Source organism: Pseudomonas sp. QD4 (assembly GCF_049199125.1).
GTDB lineage: Bacteria > Pseudomonadota > Gammaproteobacteria > Pseudomonadales > Pseudomonadaceae > Aquipseudomonas.
Map to the genome: position 1 here is coordinate 1,027,398 of NZ_JBLZOM010000002.1, position 16,401 is coordinate 1,043,798.

General features: G+C 61.7%; 15 protein-coding genes. 8 read left to right on the top strand and 7 right to left on the bottom strand.

Annotated elements, in window-relative coordinates; translation table 11 throughout:
- Nucleotides 1-66 precede the first annotated feature (66 nt).
- A complete protein-coding gene (locus ACOZJV_RS15670; RefSeq protein WP_078469929.1) occupies nucleotides 67-693 on the top strand; it encodes a helix-turn-helix transcriptional regulator in 627 nt (208 codons plus the stop codon).
- Between the two features lie 47 nt (nucleotides 694-740).
- Here the strand turns inward: ACOZJV_RS15670 and ACOZJV_RS15675 are convergent, their stop codons facing one another.
- From ACOZJV_RS15675 to moaC, 4 genes are all read right to left on the bottom strand, one after another.
- Entirely contained in the window at nucleotides 741-1,517 is a 777-nt protein-coding gene (locus ACOZJV_RS15675) for an ABC transporter substrate-binding protein (RefSeq protein ID WP_421548002.1), read from the bottom strand.
- A 235-nt stretch (nucleotides 1,518-1,752) separates the two neighbouring features.
- Nucleotides 1,753-2,205: a molybdopterin synthase catalytic subunit MoaE gene (gene moaE, locus ACOZJV_RS15680; RefSeq protein ID WP_078469928.1), complete on the bottom strand. Its 453-nt coding sequence runs from the start codon at nucleotides 2,203-2,205 to the stop codon at nucleotides 1,753-1,755.
- Between the two features lies 1 nt (nucleotide 2,206).
- Nucleotides 2,207-2,449 carry a molybdopterin converting factor subunit 1 gene (gene moaD / locus ACOZJV_RS15685; protein ID WP_078469927.1) on the bottom strand — a complete coding sequence of 81 codons (243 nt, stop codon included), beginning with the start codon at nucleotides 2,447-2,449 and terminating at the stop codon, nucleotides 2,207-2,209.
- A complete protein-coding gene (gene moaC / locus ACOZJV_RS15690; RefSeq protein WP_201129565.1) occupies nucleotides 2,446-2,919 on the bottom strand; it encodes a cyclic pyranopterin monophosphate synthase MoaC in 474 nt (157 codons plus the stop codon). Before moaC ends, moaD begins: the two co-directional genes overlap by 4 nt.
- A 194-nt stretch (nucleotides 2,920-3,113) precedes the next feature.
- Here moaC and ACOZJV_RS15695 point away from each other — a divergent pair, with 194 nt between their 5' ends.
- A complete protein-coding gene (locus ACOZJV_RS15695) occupies nucleotides 3,114-3,560 on the top strand; it encodes a DMT family transporter (RefSeq protein WP_421548003.1) in 447 nt (148 codons plus the stop codon).
- Here the strand turns inward: ACOZJV_RS15695 and ACOZJV_RS15700 are convergent.
- From ACOZJV_RS15700 to ACOZJV_RS15710, 3 genes are all read right to left on the bottom strand, one after another.
- On the bottom strand, nucleotides 3,557-4,477 hold the full coding sequence (locus ACOZJV_RS15700; RefSeq protein WP_078469924.1) for a LysR substrate-binding domain-containing protein: 921 nt from the start codon (nucleotides 4,475-4,477) through the stop codon (nucleotides 3,557-3,559). The genes ACOZJV_RS15695 and ACOZJV_RS15700 overlap by 4 nt on opposite strands.
- A gap of 142 nt (nucleotides 4,478-4,619) precedes the next feature.
- Nucleotides 4,620-6,014: a PhoH family protein gene (locus ACOZJV_RS15705; protein ID WP_078469923.1), complete on the bottom strand. Its 1,395-nt coding sequence runs from the start codon at nucleotides 6,012-6,014 to the stop codon at nucleotides 4,620-4,622.
- A 349-nt stretch (nucleotides 6,015-6,363) separates the two neighbouring features.
- The gene (locus ACOZJV_RS15710; RefSeq protein ID WP_078469922.1) at nucleotides 6,364-7,488 is read right to left on the bottom strand and encodes a polysaccharide deacetylase family protein; all 1,125 of its coding nucleotides are present in this window, start codon (nucleotides 7,486-7,488) and stop codon (nucleotides 6,364-6,366) included.
- 187 nt (nucleotides 7,489-7,675) lie between these two features.
- On the opposite strand from ACOZJV_RS15710, the gene yaaA reads away from it, so the two are divergent.
- The 6 genes from yaaA (at nucleotide 7,676) to ACOZJV_RS15740 (ending at nucleotide 16,391) form a co-directional block, all read left to right on the top strand.
- Nucleotides 7,676-8,455 (top strand): peroxide stress protein YaaA, encoded by a 780-nt coding sequence (gene yaaA, locus ACOZJV_RS15715; protein ID WP_078469921.1) that lies wholly within the window; start codon nucleotides 7,676-7,678, stop codon nucleotides 8,453-8,455.
- An 810-nt stretch (nucleotides 8,456-9,265) separates the two neighbouring features.
- Nucleotides 9,266-10,582: a nucleotide sugar dehydrogenase gene (locus ACOZJV_RS15720; RefSeq protein ID WP_201129560.1), complete on the top strand. Its 1,317-nt coding sequence runs from the start codon at nucleotides 9,266-9,268 to the stop codon at nucleotides 10,580-10,582.
- Nucleotides 10,583-10,676: 94 nt separating this feature from the next.
- Nucleotides 10,677-12,158: a mannuronan synthase gene (gene alg8, locus ACOZJV_RS15725; RefSeq protein WP_421548004.1), complete on the top strand. Its 1,482-nt coding sequence runs from the start codon at nucleotides 10,677-10,679 to the stop codon at nucleotides 12,156-12,158.
- A 35-nt stretch (nucleotides 12,159-12,193) separates the two neighbouring features.
- Nucleotides 12,194-13,363 (top strand): alginate biosynthesis protein Alg44, encoded by a 1,170-nt coding sequence (locus ACOZJV_RS15730; protein ID WP_078469918.1) that lies wholly within the window; start codon nucleotides 12,194-12,196, stop codon nucleotides 13,361-13,363.
- 2 nt (nucleotides 13,364-13,365) lie between these two features.
- Complete coding sequence (algK, locus tag ACOZJV_RS15735) at nucleotides 13,366-14,877, top strand: alginate biosynthesis TPR repeat lipoprotein AlgK (RefSeq protein ID WP_421548005.1); 1,512 nt, start codon at nucleotides 13,366-13,368, stop codon at nucleotides 14,875-14,877.
- A 35-nt stretch (nucleotides 14,878-14,912) separates the two neighbouring features.
- Nucleotides 14,913-16,391, top strand: coding sequence for an alginate export family protein (locus ACOZJV_RS15740; protein ID WP_078470225.1), 1,479 nt, complete (start codon nucleotides 14,913-14,915; stop codon nucleotides 16,389-16,391).
- Nucleotides 16,392-16,401: the final 10 nt, after the last annotated feature.

Below are 16,401 nucleotides of genomic sequence, written 5' to 3' on the forward strand. Positions count from 1 at the left end.
CTGGGATTGCGGCAAACTCCCAGCGCCCTGGATGCCAGGGCGCTGACACCGCCTGGAGTACGACCCATGACCACACCTGTGCAGGACCCTGCCCTGGACAACTTCCGGGCGATCGCCGATGCCATCGCCACGCTGTTTTTCCCCCATGCCGAGGTGGTGATCCACGACCTGCGCACGCAAAAGATCGACTACATCGCCAACAACATTTCCAAGCGTGAAGTGGGCGACGACGCCGCGCTGGAGGACATGCTCAGCGAGGAGGTCAGCGAACGTAATATTGGGCCGTACGAAAAACTCAATTGGGATGGTCAGAAGATTCGCAGCCTGAGCAGTGTGCTGCGCGACAGCCAGGGCCATCCGTTGGCCGTGCTGTGCATCAACCTGAATATTTCCCTGTTTGAAAACGCCAAGGCGGCGCTGGACCTGTTTCTCTCGCCGAACAAACTGATCCCGCAGCCCGACTCGCTGTTTCGCGATGACTGGCAGGAACGGATCAACACCTTCCTCCACAACTGGCTGCGCGAACGCCAGCTGGGGCTGAACCTGCTGACCCGCGAGCACAAGCGGGAGCTGGTGCTGGCGTTGCACGCCGAGGGCGCCTTCAAGGGCAAAAGCGCCTCCAACTACGTGGCCAACGTGCTGAGCATGGGCCGCGCCACGGTGTACAAGCACCTCAAGGAATTGAAAGGCTGAACCTGTGTCACCCGGGCTCCGCTCAAGGAGCCGGGTGACGTCGCCGATCAATCGCCGTAGATGTCCGACTTGAAGTACTTGGCCTGGATCTTCTGGTATTCGCCGTTGGCGCGGATACCGTCGATGGCCTTGTTCAGCTCGCCAACCAGCTCAGTGTTGCCCTTGCGCACCGCGATCCCGGCGCCTTCGCCGACGTATTTCGGGTCCTTGAGCTCGGGGCCGACAAAGGCATAACCCGCGCCGCGCGGCATCGCCAGGAAATCGCTCAAGGGGATGGTGTCGGCAAACACCGCGTCCAGGCGACCGGACGCCAGGTCCATGTAGAGCTCTTCATTGTTGCTGTAGCGCATGACCTTGATGCCCTTGGGCTCGAACACCTCGGTGGCGTAGCGGTCGGTGGTGGTGGCCCGCTGCACGCCAACGGTCTTGCCCTTGAGGCTGGCGTACTGGTCATCCACCACTGCGCCCTGCTTCATCACCAGGCGCGAGGACGTGAAGTAGTACTTGTGGGTGAAATCCACCGACTTCTTGCGCTCCTCGGTGATGGTCATGGACGACAGCGCGAAGTCGATTTTCTTCACTTTCAGCGAGGGAATCAGGCCGTCGAACTCACCCTCGATCCACTCGCACTTGACCTGCATCTGCGCGCACAGCGCATTGCCGATGTCGTAGTCGAAGCCTTCGATCTTGCCTTCGGAGGTCTTGAAAGCGAACGGTGGGTAGGCGGCTTCGATGCCGATGCGCAGGGTTTTGTCGGCGGCGAACAGACTGCTGCACGCCAGCAAGCTCAGCACCAGGCCACTGATAAGGGGGAGTTTCTTCATGATCGTTCTCTCGCGGGGTTGTTGTAGGTTTGGCAAGACAGAAGAAAAGAGCAACGCAGGGGGAACCGCTATTTTGTACTTATAATTCCATACTGGACTTTTATGTATTTATCGTCAATGGAGCGCGCGCAGTTGCGCCGCGCCATCAAGCGCAGGGAATGTTCAGCAAGCCAGGAATGACGCAGGCGCCGGCAAGCCGGCGCCACGGGGGAAGGGATTAACGCTTATCTGAGGATCAGGGCTTCCAGCGATCCGCCGCCGCGTGATCGCTGTCGCGCCCTTGCACCCAGCGCGGCCCGTCGCGGGTGTTTTCTTTCTTCCAGAACGGCGCGCGGGTTTTCAGGTAGTCCATGACAAACGCGCAGGCCTCGAACGCCGCCTGGCGATGGGCACTGGCGACGCCGACGAACACGATCGGCTCGCCAGGCAACAACTCGCCGATGCGGTGCAGCACCTCCAGCTTGAGTAGCGGCCAACGCTGCTCGGCTTCAGCGACAATTTTGGCCAGAGCCTTTTCGGTCATGCCCGGGTAATGCTCGAGAAACATCCCCGCCACTTCCAGGCCGTCATTGAAGTCGCGCACATAGCCGATAAAGCTGACCACCGCGCCGACGCCGACGTTGGCGGCATGCAGCGCATTGACCTCAGCGCCCGGGTCAAAGGCGGCGGACTGCACGCGAATCGCCATCTCAGCCCCCGGTCACGGTTGGAAAGAATGCCACTTCATCGCCATCGCTGAGGGGCTCGTCAAGCTGGCACAGCTCCTCGTTGCGCGCACACATCAGGTTTTGCTCGGCCAGGACCTCGGCGCCATGACGCTCCACCAGCAAGCGCCGCACCTCCTCCACCGTGGCGAACTCACCCTCCAGCAGCAAGCCATCCATCCCCAGCGCTTCGCGGTAACGGGCGAAAAACTTCACGTTCAGCTTCATGGCGTTGGCGCCTGGTAATGGCCGCTCTTGCCGCCGAGTTTTTCCAGCAGGCGCACGCTTTCGATGGTCATGCCTCGGTCTACGGCCTTGCACATGTCGTAGATCGTCAAGGCGGCGATGCTGGCGGCGGTCAGGGCTTCCATCTCGACCCCGGTCTGCCCGGCAAGCTTGCAGCGGGCGACGATGTGCACGGTGTCGTCGCCTTCGGCAGTGAGCTCGACCTTGACGCTGGTGAGCATCAACGGATGACACAGCGGGATCAGATCACTGGTTTTCTTCGCCGCCTGGATCCCGGCGATTCGGGCCACGGCAAACACATCCCCCTTGGGGTGGCCGCCGCTGACGATCATGTCCAGGGTTTGCGGGAGCATGCGCACCCGCGCTTCGGCCACGGCTTCACGGGAGGTCACGGCTTTTTCGGTAACGTCGACCATATTGGCGCGACCTTGGGAATCGAGATGAGTCAGCACAGCCTTACTCCTGATCAGGAGCGGCGATTGTAAACCCCTGGGTCAATTTTTCGCACGCGCCTTAGCGCCCTTTCCCAAGCAAGCGTCTGGCCCGCCCAAGGGCCATCAGCCTGGGGAATGCACGGCATCAGAACAACGAATTGGCCGGGGTCGGCGAATCACCGTACAAGGTCGAAAACACAGGAGTTCATTGCATGACATTGCTCGTTCCAATCCTTCTCAGCCTGCTTGCCGGGTTCGCCGTCCCCCTCCAGGCCGGGACCAACGCCCGACTGGGGACGCTCCTGGGCCACCCACTGTGGGCCACCGGGGTTTCGCTGCTGGTCAGCCTGCTGGCGCTGATGGTCGTGCTGCTGGTGATCAAAGTGCCCAAGCCCAACCTCAGCGCCTTGTCAGGCGCCCCCTGGTGGATCTGGATGGGTGGGATCGCCGGCGTGCTCTACATCACCATCGCCCTGCTGATGGCCCCACGCCTGGGGGCACTGAACTTCATCATGGCGGTGATCATCGGCCAGTTGGTGATCTCGCTGATCATCGACTATTTCGGCCTGGTGGGCTTGCCGCGCAAGGACATCAGCCTGCAAAAGCTGGTCGGGGTACTGGTGGTAGTCGGCGGTTTTGTCATCACCACCCGCGGTTAAACCCTGGGGGCGGCCGCCACCTCGCTGACCTGCCGACGCAACCAGGCATGGGCCGGATCATCGCTGAAGCGCTGATGCCAGATGTGCACAAAAGGGAATGGTGCAATCGCCAGGGGGGGCGGCAGGCACAGCAGCAGCGGGTCGTTTGCGGCTTGATCCAGGGTGCGGGTGGCGACCGTCAGGATCAGGTCAGTGCCCAGGATCATCTGCGGCGCGATCCGCCAGTGGGGCACGCTGACCACCACGCGTCGCTGCAACCCACGGGCGCGCAACTGGCTGTCGACTTCACCGTTGAGGCTGGCATCTATCGACACCTGCAAATGGGGCCGGGCCAGGTACTCGGGCAGATCCAGCACGCCGCTGGCGGGCAACGTTTGCCGGTCCACCAGGCAGGAAAATGTTTCCTCGAACAGCACCTGCATGGCGATATCCGGCCCCAGGCTGGGAAACACCCCCAGGGCCAAGTCGATCTTGCCCCGGCTCACTTGTTCGAACATCTCGTGGCGGCTGCCCTGGGTCACGTTGAGGCTGATATTCGGCGCCTCGCGACGCAGGCGCACCAGCAAACCCGGGAGGATGAGCGCCGCCCCGTAGTCGGACATCGCCAGCTCAAAGGTGCGCTCGGAGCTGGCCGGATCGAAGTCCAGGGTCTTGCCGAGCAGGGTCTCGACCTGGCGCAGGATCTCCTTGAGCGGCGCCCGCAGGTTCTGCGCCAGCACGCTGAGCACCACCTCATTGCCGTCGCGGATCAGCAGCGGATCGTCCAGCAGGGTGCGCAGCTTGCCCAGGGAGTGGCTGATGGCCGGCTGGCTCAGGTGCAGGCGCTCGCCGGTGCGGGTCACGTGTTTCTCCGTGAGCAGGGCGTCGAGCACCACCAGCAGGTTCAAGTCGATGTTACGCAGTAACTGGGTGCTCATCCTGGCCTCATCTGGGCGGGCGCACGCCATGGCCGGGGCCAGGGCACGGGTCTGAATCGGCGCCCAGAATACCCGGTTGCCCGGTGCGCGATGCAAACAAAACGGGCGACCCAAGGGCCGCCCGCGTTCACAACTGCGTGGGTTACAGGTGGGTTTCGGCGTATTCCGCGAGAATCGAGCGTGGCACCCCTTGCAGGGTGATATGCACGCCGTTCGGGAAGTCCTTGAAGCGTTCGGTGAGGTAGGTCAGCCCGGAGCTGGTCGCGGACAGGTAAGGGGTGTCGATCTGCGCCAGGTTGCCCAGGCACACCACTTTGGAACCTGCGCCGGCACGGGTGATGATGGTTTTCATCTGGTGCGGGGTCAGGTTCTGGCACTCATCGATCAGGATCAGGCTTTGCTGGAAGCTGCGACCCCGGATGTAGTTCAGGGATTTGAACTGCAACGGCACCTTGCTCAGGATGTAGTCGACGCTGCCATGGGTGTTTTCGTCATCCATGTGCAGGGCTTCGAGGTTGTCGGTGATGGCGCCGAGCCAAGGCTCCATTTTTTCCGCTTCGGTGCCGGGCAGGAAGCCGATTTCCTGGTCCAGACCCTGCACGCTGCGGGTAGCGATGATCCGCCGATAACGCTTGCTGACCATGGTCTGCTCAATGGCGGCAGCCAGGGCCAGGATGGTTTTACCCGAACCGGCGGCCCCCGACAGGTTGACCAGGTGGATGTCCGGGTCGAGCAAGGCATACAGCGCCAGGCCCTGGTAGATGTCACGCGGTTTCAGGCCCCAGGCTTCCTGGTGCAGCAGGGGCTCCTGATGCAGGTCGAGGATCAGCAAGGTGTCAGCGCGGATTTCCTTGATCCAGCCGACAAACCCTTGTTCGTCGATGATGAATTCGTTGATGTGCACCGCCGGCAGGTTGTCGATGAGCTGCACCTGGTGCCAGGTACGGCCATGGTCCTGACGGGTTTCCACTTTGCTCACGCGGTCCCAGAACGAGCCGGTCATGTTGTGGAAACCGTTGGGCAGCAGGGACACGTCGTCGACCAGTTGGTCGGTGCTGTAGTCCTCGGCCGCAATTCCGCAGGCGCGCGCCTTGAGGCGCATGTTGATGTCTTTGGTCACCAGCACCACGCGCAGGTCCTTTTCGCGCGCGTGCAGGTCGATCAACTGGTTGATGATGATGTTGTCGTTGAGGTTTTCCGGCAGCAGGCTGTTGGGCTCCGAGCGCTTGGTCATCAGGATCGACAACAGGCCTTTGGGGCCGCTCTTGCCACGCTGGATAGGCACGCCCAGTTCGACATCTTCCGGTGTCGCTTCGCCTAGGGTCTTGTCGATCAGGCGAATCGCCTGCCGACATTCCGCGGCAACGCTGTGATGGCCGCTCTTGAGCTTGTCGAGTTCCTCCAGAACGATCATCGGGATGGCGACGTGGTGCTCTTCGAAGTTCAACAGCGCGTTTGGATCGTGAATCAATACATTGGTATCGAGTACATAAAGGATTGGCTGGTTGGAAGAAGGGCTGCGTCCGTGATCATCCATACTCGGTCACCTTATGTGGGAGCCAGTCGACGCAATACCATGGCGGTGCTGCGCCTCGAAAGGACCACCGAGTTCGTCCGTGGGGGCTCGGGCGACATGAACACAAAAGGAGTCTTGGAAGACGCCACCTGTGTTGCAGGTTTCGGCGGTCTGACTTTGGTAATACTCCAAAACCTGTGACAGGAAAAAGCACTTTGACGTTTTTTTGAAGTTTATTTTTCAGGGTGACGAATAGCCCTTGGCGCGCTGCCCGTCCACCGTTAAAGTCGGAAGTCCGCCTGCAACCATTTCTCGTCAAAAATCGCCCCTATCCAGCCAAAAACCCAGCATTTGCGGGCTTTTACGGCTTTCAGCGAAAGGCATCCTGGCAGTCTTCCCAACCAATCCCGCTTTGCGCGGTTTGTGTCAGCAACCAGGGCATAGCGGCCTTGACCGTGTCTTGTTTGGCGTTGAAAGCGATCACGCCGCGCCGCCATAACAACATCAGGGTCAGGACCCGCTGGCCGCTCTCTTCAGCCTTGAGCTTGCCCGGACCGTCCTGAGCGTCGATATCCCACAACGCCACCTGCAACCCCTGGGCATTGAAGAAGGCCTGGGCGTCGGCGCGGCGCTGACCATAGGGTGGGCGGAACAGGGGCACATAGTTTTCCGGCAGCTTGTTGCGCACCAGCTCGGCGCTGCGCTGGACCGAGTACTGCCAGTCCTGCCAGTGGCTGTGGGAGCGGTACTCCCAGCCCTGCACGCCAACACACTGCCGCGAGTACAACGACTGCAGGCTGGCCACCGAGGCCTGGTTCAGGCGGTTCTGAATATCGCTGCCAAGGACGAAGAAGGTGCCGTTGAGGTTCGACTTGCGCAGGTAGTCGGTCAACCACGGGGTGTTGTCGGGGGCCAGGTTGGCGGCGCTGTCGAACGTCAGCAGAAACAGGCGGTCGTTGAGTTCGTCGCCATTGCGCTCGTAGTCGCCAAAGCGGGCGACCTCGCTGCTGGTCTGCGGGAACAGCGCAGCCTTGCGCAACAGCTCGTCCAGGTATTGCTCATGAAACGCCCGGCTCGGCTCGGCCCAGCGGATATAGAAGGAATCGTCCCCCAGGTGAAACTTGCCGGCCTGCTCGCGCAGGCTGTCCATGTCTTCCACCAGGAAGCAAAAAGACGCGTCCTGGTCGCAGCTCTGCTGGGCATAGTTGTAATTGCTCAGCAGGCGCTGCCAGAGGCGCTGACGCAACGCATCGATCGCCTCCCTATTAATGATGCGCAGACCCAGGCGCTGCTTGAGCGAGGCCTCGTCCCAGGCTTCGCTGACCAGCAGGGTGCGGGCAAAGGTCAGGATCTCGGCGCGCGAGGCGACGTCGAACAGGGTCGGGCTGTTGAGCTTCTCCGGCCAGGTGCTGCGATCCAGGGTCGCCACGTCATTGGCCGCCGCCAGGGCGCCAAAGCTCATGAGCCAGGCCGAAAAAACAAATGCGATACGCAAAACAAACGCCTCCAGAACAAAACCCGCGCCGCACTATAGCCGATCCTCCCCTGTGGCGAGGGCACTTGCTCCCGCGCCAACCGCCACAACGCCCAGCACCCCCACCTTGCGTCACCTATCGCCTTCATAGGTGGAGTCCGGGCGCCCAAGCCCCTAGAATCCCCCGACGCTTACAGGAGACGACTTCATGCTGATGGTGATTTCACCCGCCAAGACCCTCGATTTCGAGACCCCACCGGTTACCCAGCGCTTTACCCAGCCGCAATACCTGGACCATTCCCAGGAGCTGATCGAGCAATTGCGCGAACTGAGCCCGGCCCAGATCAGCGAACTGATGCATGTCTCCGACAAGATCGGCGGCCTCAATGCCGCGCGTTTCGGCAGCTGGAACCCGGCCTTCACCCCAGCCAACGCCAAACAGGCGCTGTTGGCCTTCAAGGGTGACGTGTATACCGGCCTGGATGCCCAGACCCTCAGCGAAGCGCAGTTCGACTACGCCCAGCAGCATTTGCGCATGCTTTCCGGCCTGTACGGCCTGCTGCGCCCCCTGGACCTGATGCAGCCTTATCGGCTGGAGATGGGCACCAAACTGGCCAATGCCCGTGGCAAGGACCTGTACGCCTTCTGGGGCACACGCATCAGCGAATGGCTGAATGAAGCCCTGGCCGAGCAAGGGGATGACCTGCTGCTCAACCTGGCGTCCAACGAGTACTTTTCGGCGGTGAAACGCAGTGCACTGAATGCACGCATCATCAACACCGAGTTCAAGGACCTGAAGAACGGCCAGTACAAAATCATCAGCTTCTATGCCAAGAAAGCCCGCGGCATGATGAGCCGTTTTGTGATCGAAGAGCGCATCAACGACCCGGCCGCCCTCAAGCAATTCGATGTGCAGGGTTATCGCTACAGCGCCGAACAGTCAAAACCGGAAAATCTGGTGTTCCTGCGCGACCACGCCCCGGAATAAAGCACGTCTCGACGCGCTGTTGTCCTACAATCAGCGCGCCAACTTTACATCCTTCCCATACTCCCCGATCTTTTCGCGTCATTTAGTTGACGCGAATAGCCTTTGTTCTGAATTTATAACTTTTCTTTCACTCGACAGATGTGACTTTTTTCAGTAGTGGCACTTGTTTTTTTTAACGGTAGTGGCACAAAAGTATCCCCGCCTTGCAACTCCCCATAACTAAAGGTTCAAACCGCACGTGCCATCAATATGAGAGCAGTGCCATCTTTGTCCGTATTTCAAGAAATTTCAGAAAACAGGATGAGTGGGTCGGAACTATGTCCTTAACCACCGCTCATACCACCGGTAACGATTCTCATCGTCGCTGTAAGAGATGACTTACACGCAGGCAACTAACACTAGGCAAGTTAGCTTCAAAGTTTGACCGTTCAGTCTAAAACTTGAACTAACCCTTTAAGGACAGGAGATAACGCATCATTACTATCCCCTACAAGGCCAAGGCATAGCCCCTATTCAGCGCTTCCGAAAGCGCCGCCAACGCACGCCCGTCATGGCTTCCAGCCATTGCCACAGGGTCTGCAGCGAAGCTCGGAAAGGCCCTCCCACGGACGGCCGGCTACATTCAAGGGCAAGCCCTTACAACAAGGCCAAGTTGCGCACAACTTGAGTGCATTTATTTAGTCACTCGGAAATTAGTCTGCCCGCCACGGCATTACAGCGCCTGTTCGCTGCACTTCCGAGTGCGTAACTACAGCTGGCAAACATTAACTCCAGCCATTTAATGGCATGAATAACACAGAGGTAAATGCGATGCGCATCAGCATATTTGGTTTGGGTTACGTCGGTGCAGTGTGTGCCGGTTGCCTGTCTGCACGGGGCCATGACGTGATTGGCGTCGATGTTGCCAAAGACAAGATCGACATGATCAACGCCGGTAAATCGCCGATCGTTGAACCGGGCCTGGGCGAACTTCTGGCCAAGGGCATCGAGACCGGCCGCCTGCGTGGCACCACCAACTTCGCCGAGGCGATTCGCGATACCGACCTGTCGATGATCTGCGTCGGCACGCCGAGCAAGAAGAACGGCGACCTGGAGCTGAACTACATCGAAGCCGTGTGCCGCGAGATTGGTTTTGTCCTGCGTGACAAGACCACCCGCCACACCATCGTGGTTCGCAGCACCGTATTGCCGGGCACCGTCGCCAACGTGGTGATCCCGATCCTTGAAGACTGCTCGGGCAAGAAAGCCGGCGTCGACTTCGGCGTTGCGGTCAACCCCGAGTTCCTGCGTGAAAGCACCGCGATCAAGGATTACGACCTGCCACCGATGACTGTCATCGGCGAGTTCGACACCGCTTCCGGCGACGTCCTGCAATCGCTGTACGAAGAGCTCGACGCGCCGATCATCCGCAAGGACATCGCGGTGGCCGAGATGATCAAGTACACCTGCAACGTCTGGCACGCGACCAAGGTCACCTTCGCCAACGAGATTGGCAACATCGCCAAGGCGGTCGGCGTCGACGGCCGTGAAGTGATGGACGTGGTCTGCCAGGACAAGACCCTCAACCTGTCCCAGTACTACATGCGCCCGGGCTTTGCCTTCGGCGGCTCGTGCCTGCCCAAAGACGTGCGCGCCCTGACCTACCGCGCCGGCTCTCTGGACGTGGAAGCGCCGCTGCTCAACTCGCTGATGCGCAGCAACGAATCCCAGGTGCAGAACGCCTTCGACATCGTCGAAAGCCACGACAAGCGCAAAGTCGCGCTGCTGGGCCTGAGCTTCAAGTCCGGCACCGACGATCTGCGAGAAAGCCCGCTGGTGGAGCTGGCGGAAATGCTGATCGGCAAGGGCTACGACCTGAGCATCTACGACAGCAACGTCGAGTACGCCCGGGTCCACGGGGCGAACAAGGACTACATCGAATCGAAGATCCCCCACGTCTCGTCCCTGCTCAACTCGGACTTCGACTCGGTGATCGACAACTCCGACGTGATCATCCTCGGTAACCGCGACGAGAAGTTCCGCGCCCTGGCCGAAACCGCCCCCCACGGCAAACAGGTGATCGACCTGGTCGGCTTCATGTCCAAGGCCACCAGCGTCAGTGGCCGTACCGAAGGCATTTGCTGGTAAAGCAGCGGCAAGCTTCAAGCTACAAGCCGTAAGCAAGGGCTCCGCGCTTGGAGCTTGCGGCTTGGAGCTTGCAACTGATTTTAGGATGCTGATTATGCAATGGCTCAAGCACAGCCTGTTACAAGCCGCCGGTTGGCTGTTCTACCTCAGTTTGTTGATGGGTCTCGCCCTGGCGTTGCCCGCCTCGACCTTTGACGCCGAGTCGAAGGATTTCATATTCCTGATTGGCGCCGTAGGCATCTGGCGCTATTCGATGGGGGCCACGCACTTTCTGCGCGGCATGCTGTTCCTGTACGTGGTCTACCCGCACCTGCGGCGCAAAGTGCGCAAGCTGGGTAAGGCCGCCGATCCATCCCATGTGTTTTTGATGGTCACCAGCTTTCGCATCGATGCCCTGACCACCGCCCAGGTCTACAGCTCGGTGATCCGTGAAGCCATCGAATGCGGCTTCCCCACCACCGTGGTCTGCTCCCTCGTGGAAATGTCCGACGAGCTGCTGGTGAAAAGCCTGTGGGCCAAGATGAACCCGCCGGAGCGCGTCAAGCTCGAATTCGTACGCATCGCCGGCACCGGCAAGCGTGACGGCCTGGCGTTCGGCTTCCGCGCCATCTCCCGCCACCTGCCGGACGACCGCGCCGTGGTGGCCGTGATCGACGGCGACACGGTGCTGGCCGAAGGCGTGGTACGCAAGACCGTGCCCTGGTTCCAGCTGTTCGGCAATGTCGGCGGCCTGACCACCAACGAGTTCTGCGAAGTACGTGGCGGCTACATCATGAGCGAGTGGCACAAGCTGCGCTTCGCCCAGCGTCACATCAACATGTGCTCCATGGCCCTGTCCAAGCGCGTGCTGACCATGACCGGGCGCATGTCGGTATTCCGCGCCACGGTGGTCACCGACCCGGACTTCATCGCCGACGTCGAAAGCGACTCGCTGCAACACTGGCGCCTGGGCCGCTTCAAGTTCCTAACCGGCGACGACAAGTCCAGCTGGTTCAGCCTGATGCGCCTGGGCTACGACACCTTCTACGTGCCGGATGCCGCGATCAACACCGTCGAGCACCCGCCGGAAAAGAGCTTTATCAAGGCCAGCCGCAAACTGATGTTCCGCTGGTACGGCAATAACCTGCGGCAGAACTCCCGGGCCCTGGGCCTGGGGATGAAACGCCTGGGGCTGTTCACCAGCGTGGTGCTGTTCGACCAGCGCGTGTCGATGTGGACCTCTCTGCTCGGCCTGACCGTGGCAATCATCGCCAGCTTCAAATACGGCTTTGCCTTCATCCTCGCGTACCTGCTGTGGATCGGCATCACCCGCCTGATTCTGACCCTGCTGCTGTCCTGCTCCGGGCACCGGATCGGCCCCGCTTACCCGTTGATTCTCTATTACAACCAGATCGTCGGTGCGCTGGTGAAGATCTACGTGTTCTTCCGCCTCGACCAACAGTCCTGGACCCGCCAGGACACCAAACTGACCCGTGATCTCGCCAGCTTTCAACGTTGGTTCAACACCTGGTCGTCTCGGACCATGACCTTCTCTGCCGGCAGCGTGTTCGTCGCCGTGTTGCTGCTGATGGTCTGACCTGCCTTGCCTGAATTAACTAGGAAATAGCCCTTATGAACACCGCCGTGAACGTCAACGTAGTGCATGAATCCGAAGCCCAACGCCAACATGCCCGGGTCAAGATCCCGGCCAAGCTGCGCTTTTTCGGGACCGACCGTACGCCCCTGGAAGTCCGGGTCCACGACCTGTCCGCGGGCGGCCTGAGCTTCAACGCCGGGCAGCAGGTGCTCACCGTCGGCGAGGTGCATAAAGGCCGTCTGCAATTCGTCATCGACAACCTCGGCCTGGCCATGGACGTCGAGTTGCAGATCCGCTCCCACGACCGCCAGACCGGCCGCGTCGGCTGCCAGTTCCAGAACCTGGAGCAGCAGGACATTTCGACCCTGCGTCACCTGATCACCTCCCACCTGTCCGGCGATATCGTGACCATGGGCGACGTGCTCGCCACCCTGCAACGCGACAACTTCACCAAGGCGCGCAAGGTCAAGGACGGCGGCCACGGCATGACCGCCTTCGGCCGCCTGCGGGCCGTGACCTTCAGCGCCGGGATCTTCATCGTCGGCCTGGCCGCCTTCGGCTTCATCCTCAAGTCGGTGTACGGCATGTACTTCGTCAGCCACGCCCAGGCTGGCCTGGTCAACGTTCCGGGGATGAACGTGACCATGCCTCGCGACGGTACCGTGCAAAGCCTGGTGCAGGCCGACGGCGTCGCTGCCAAAGGCGCACCGCTGGCCACCTTCAGCACCAGCATGCTCGACGTGCTCAAGGGCCACCTGGACGAAGATCAGCTGCAACCGGCCAAGGTCGAAGAGCTGTTCGGCAAGCAGATGACCGGCACCCTGACGTCGCCCTGCGACTGCACCGTGGCCCAGCAGATGGTCGCTGACGGCCAGTACGCCAGCAAAGGCGACGTGATCTTCCAATTGGTGCCGCGCAACAGCCAGGCCAATGTCGAGGCGCGCTTCTCCTATCGCCAGTTCGCCGACGTCCGCCCGGGCACCCCGGTGAGCTTCCAGATCGCCGGCGAAGACAGCACCCGCACCGGCAAGATCGTCAGCAGCACCAGCCTCAACAGCGCCGACCTGTCGTCCGATATCCGGGTCCAGATCAAACCCGATGCCCCGCTGAGCAGCACCTTCGCCGGGCGTCCGGTGGAAGTCAGCAGCGATCGCGGTCCTTCCATGAACTGGCTGATCGATAAAGCCATGGCTGCGGGTCTGTAACCATGACAGTGCCTACCCATACCTCAGTCGCCGCGGCCCCAGGCTGCGACCGGCCACACAGCGGACTCCTGACACAACGCGCGGCCTGCCCTGGCCAGCGCCTTGCTTTCGATCGTCGCAGCCTGCGGCGGCTGCAGGTATCGGTGCTGCCCCTGGTTGCCGCCCTGGCCCTGGCCGGTTGCGCCGGCCTGCCCGACCAGCGCCTGGCCAACGAAGCCCTGAAGCGTGGCGACACCGCCCTGGCCGAACAGAACTACCGCCAGCTGGCGGACCTGGGCTACAGCGAGGCCCAGGTTGGCCTGGCCGATATCCAGGTCGAAAGCCGCGACCCGGCGCAGATCAAGCAGGCCGAAGCCACTTACCGCGCCGCCGCCGACACCTCGCCACGGGCCCAGGCCCGCCTTGGCCGGCTGCTGGTGGCCAAGCCGGGTTCGACCGAAGCCGAGCAGCACGAGGCCGAAGGCCTGCTGAAAAAAGCCTTTGCCAATGGCGAAGGCAATACCCTGATTCCCCTGGCGATGCTGTACCTGCAATACCCCCACAGCTTCCCCAACATCAACGCCCAACAACAGATCAGCCAATGGCAGACCGCCGGCTACCCTGAAGCCGGCCTGGCCCAGGTGCTGCTGTATCGCACCCAGGGCACCTATGACCAGCACCTGGATGAAGTCGAGCGCATCTGCAAGGCCGCGCTCAACAGCACCGATATCTGCTACGTCGAGTTGGCCACCGTGTACCAGAAACGCGGCCAGCCCGAGCAACAGGCCGAGCTGCTCAAGCAACTGCAAGCCGGCTACAGCCGCGGCACCGTCAGCGCCCAGCGCGTCGACAGCGTGGCCCGGGTACTGGGCGATGCGACGCTGGGCAAGCCCGACGAAAAAACCGCGCAGGCCCTGCTGGAACAGGTCGCCCCGGGCTACCCGGCGTCCTGGGTCAGCCTGGCGCAATTGCTCTACGACTTCCCGGAACTGGGCGACGTCGACAAGATGATGCAATACCTGGACAACGGCCGTGCCGCCGACCAGCCACGCGCCGAGCTGCTACTGGGCAAGCTGTACTACGAAGGCAAGTGGGTCCCGGCCGACGCCAAGGTCGCCGAGGAACACTTCCAGAAAGCCGTGGGCAAGGAAGTGGCCGCCGATTACTACCTGGGCCAGATCTACCGTCGTGGCTACCTGGGCCAGGTCTATCCGCAAAAGGCCCTGGACCACCTGCTGACGGCCGCCCGCAACGGCCAGAACAGCGCCGACTTCGCCATTGCCCAGCTGTTTTCCCAGGGCAAGGGCACCCAGCCCGACCCGGTCAACGCCTACGTCTTCAGCCAACTGGCCAAAGCCCAGGACACCCCGCAAGCCAATGAGCTTGCGCAACAGCTCGACACCCAACTGCCGCCTGCCCAGCGCGCCCAAGCCCAGCGCCTGCTGCAACAGGAACAAGCCCTGCGCGGCACCCTGAGCCAGAACACGCTGCAATTGCACGCCCTGCAAGAAGAAGACGGCGAGGAAACCCTATGACCCGCAATTCCCCATTCCACACCGCGGCGACAGGCATGCGCTTTCGTCTCTCGCAACTGGGCATCGCCCTGGGTTGCGTGCTGGTCTGGTCGACGCCGTCCCTGGCGGCCATGACCGACACCAAGAATTTCGGCCTGGAAGTGAAAATCACCGGCCAGTCCGAAGACGACCGCGACCTCGGCACCGCCAGCGGCGGCGACGTCAACGGCCTGGGCCTGGACCTGCGGCCCTGGGTCTACGGCGAACGTGGCGCGTGGAGCGCCTACGCCATGGGCCAGGCCGTGACGTCCACCGACATCATCGAGACCGACACCCTGCAGCAGGCCGACAGCGACGGCACCCAGGCCACCGACAACGGTGATCGCAAGACCAAAAAGAACTACCTGGCGATGCGCGAGTTCTGGGTCGGCTACAGCGGCTTCACGCCCTATCCCGGCGAGCAGTTGAAACTCGGCCGCCAGCGCCTGCGCAACGACGACGGGCAATGGCGCGACACCAATATCGAAGCCTTGAACTGGACCTTCGACACCACCTTACTGCGGGCCAACGTCGGCGCCGCCGAACGCTTCAGCGAGTACCGCACCGACCTCAAGGAGCTGGCGCCCAAGGACAAGGATCGCCTGCACGTCTACGGCGATGCCGCCTATCAGTGGACCCCGGGCAACTGGGTGGGCATTCGCGGCCATCACACCCATGACGACGGCAAGCTCGACTACCCGACCCCGGGTGAAGCAGCCGACTCCCTGGACAAGAAAGAAAACGGTGACATCAGCTGGCTTGGCCTCACCGCCGACAGCGACGCCTATAACTGGCGCAACACCAACACCGTCAACTACTGGGCCAGCCTGACCGGCATGCGCGGCGACCGCGACACGGTCAACGCCCTGACGACCGACGGCAGCCGCCCGGCCGAGGCCAAGCGCAGCGACGATATCAGCGGCTGGGCCACCGACCTGGGTGTGCGCCTGCGCCTGGACCCTCATTGGCAAGTCGGCGCGGCCTATGCCCGCGCCAGCGGCGACTACGAGCAGAACGGCCTGGAAAGCAACCGCTCCAACTACACCGGGACCCGCTCGCGGGTGCACCGTTTCGGCGAAGCCTTCCGCGGCGAAATGAACAACATGCAGACCGCCACCCTGTTCGGCTCGTGGATGCTCAACGACGAATACGACGCCAGCCTGATCTACCACAAGTTCTGGCGCGTGGACGGCAACAAGCCGGTGGGCAGCAACGGTATCAGCGCGTTCGACAACACCTACGACGGCTCGGGCGCGCTGATCTCCAGCACCTCGCTGCCTGAAGACGGCAAGAAAGACCTGGGCCAGGAGATGGACCTGGTGGTCACCAAGTACTTCAAGCAAGGCTTGTTGCCCGCCGCGCTGAGCCAATCCATCGACGAACCTTCGGCGCTGGTGCGCTTTCGCGGCGGCGTGTTCAAGCCCGGCGATGCCTACGGCAAAGACGTCGACTCGTACATGCACCGCGCGTTTATCGACGTGATCTGGCGCTTCTGATGCGAACCGC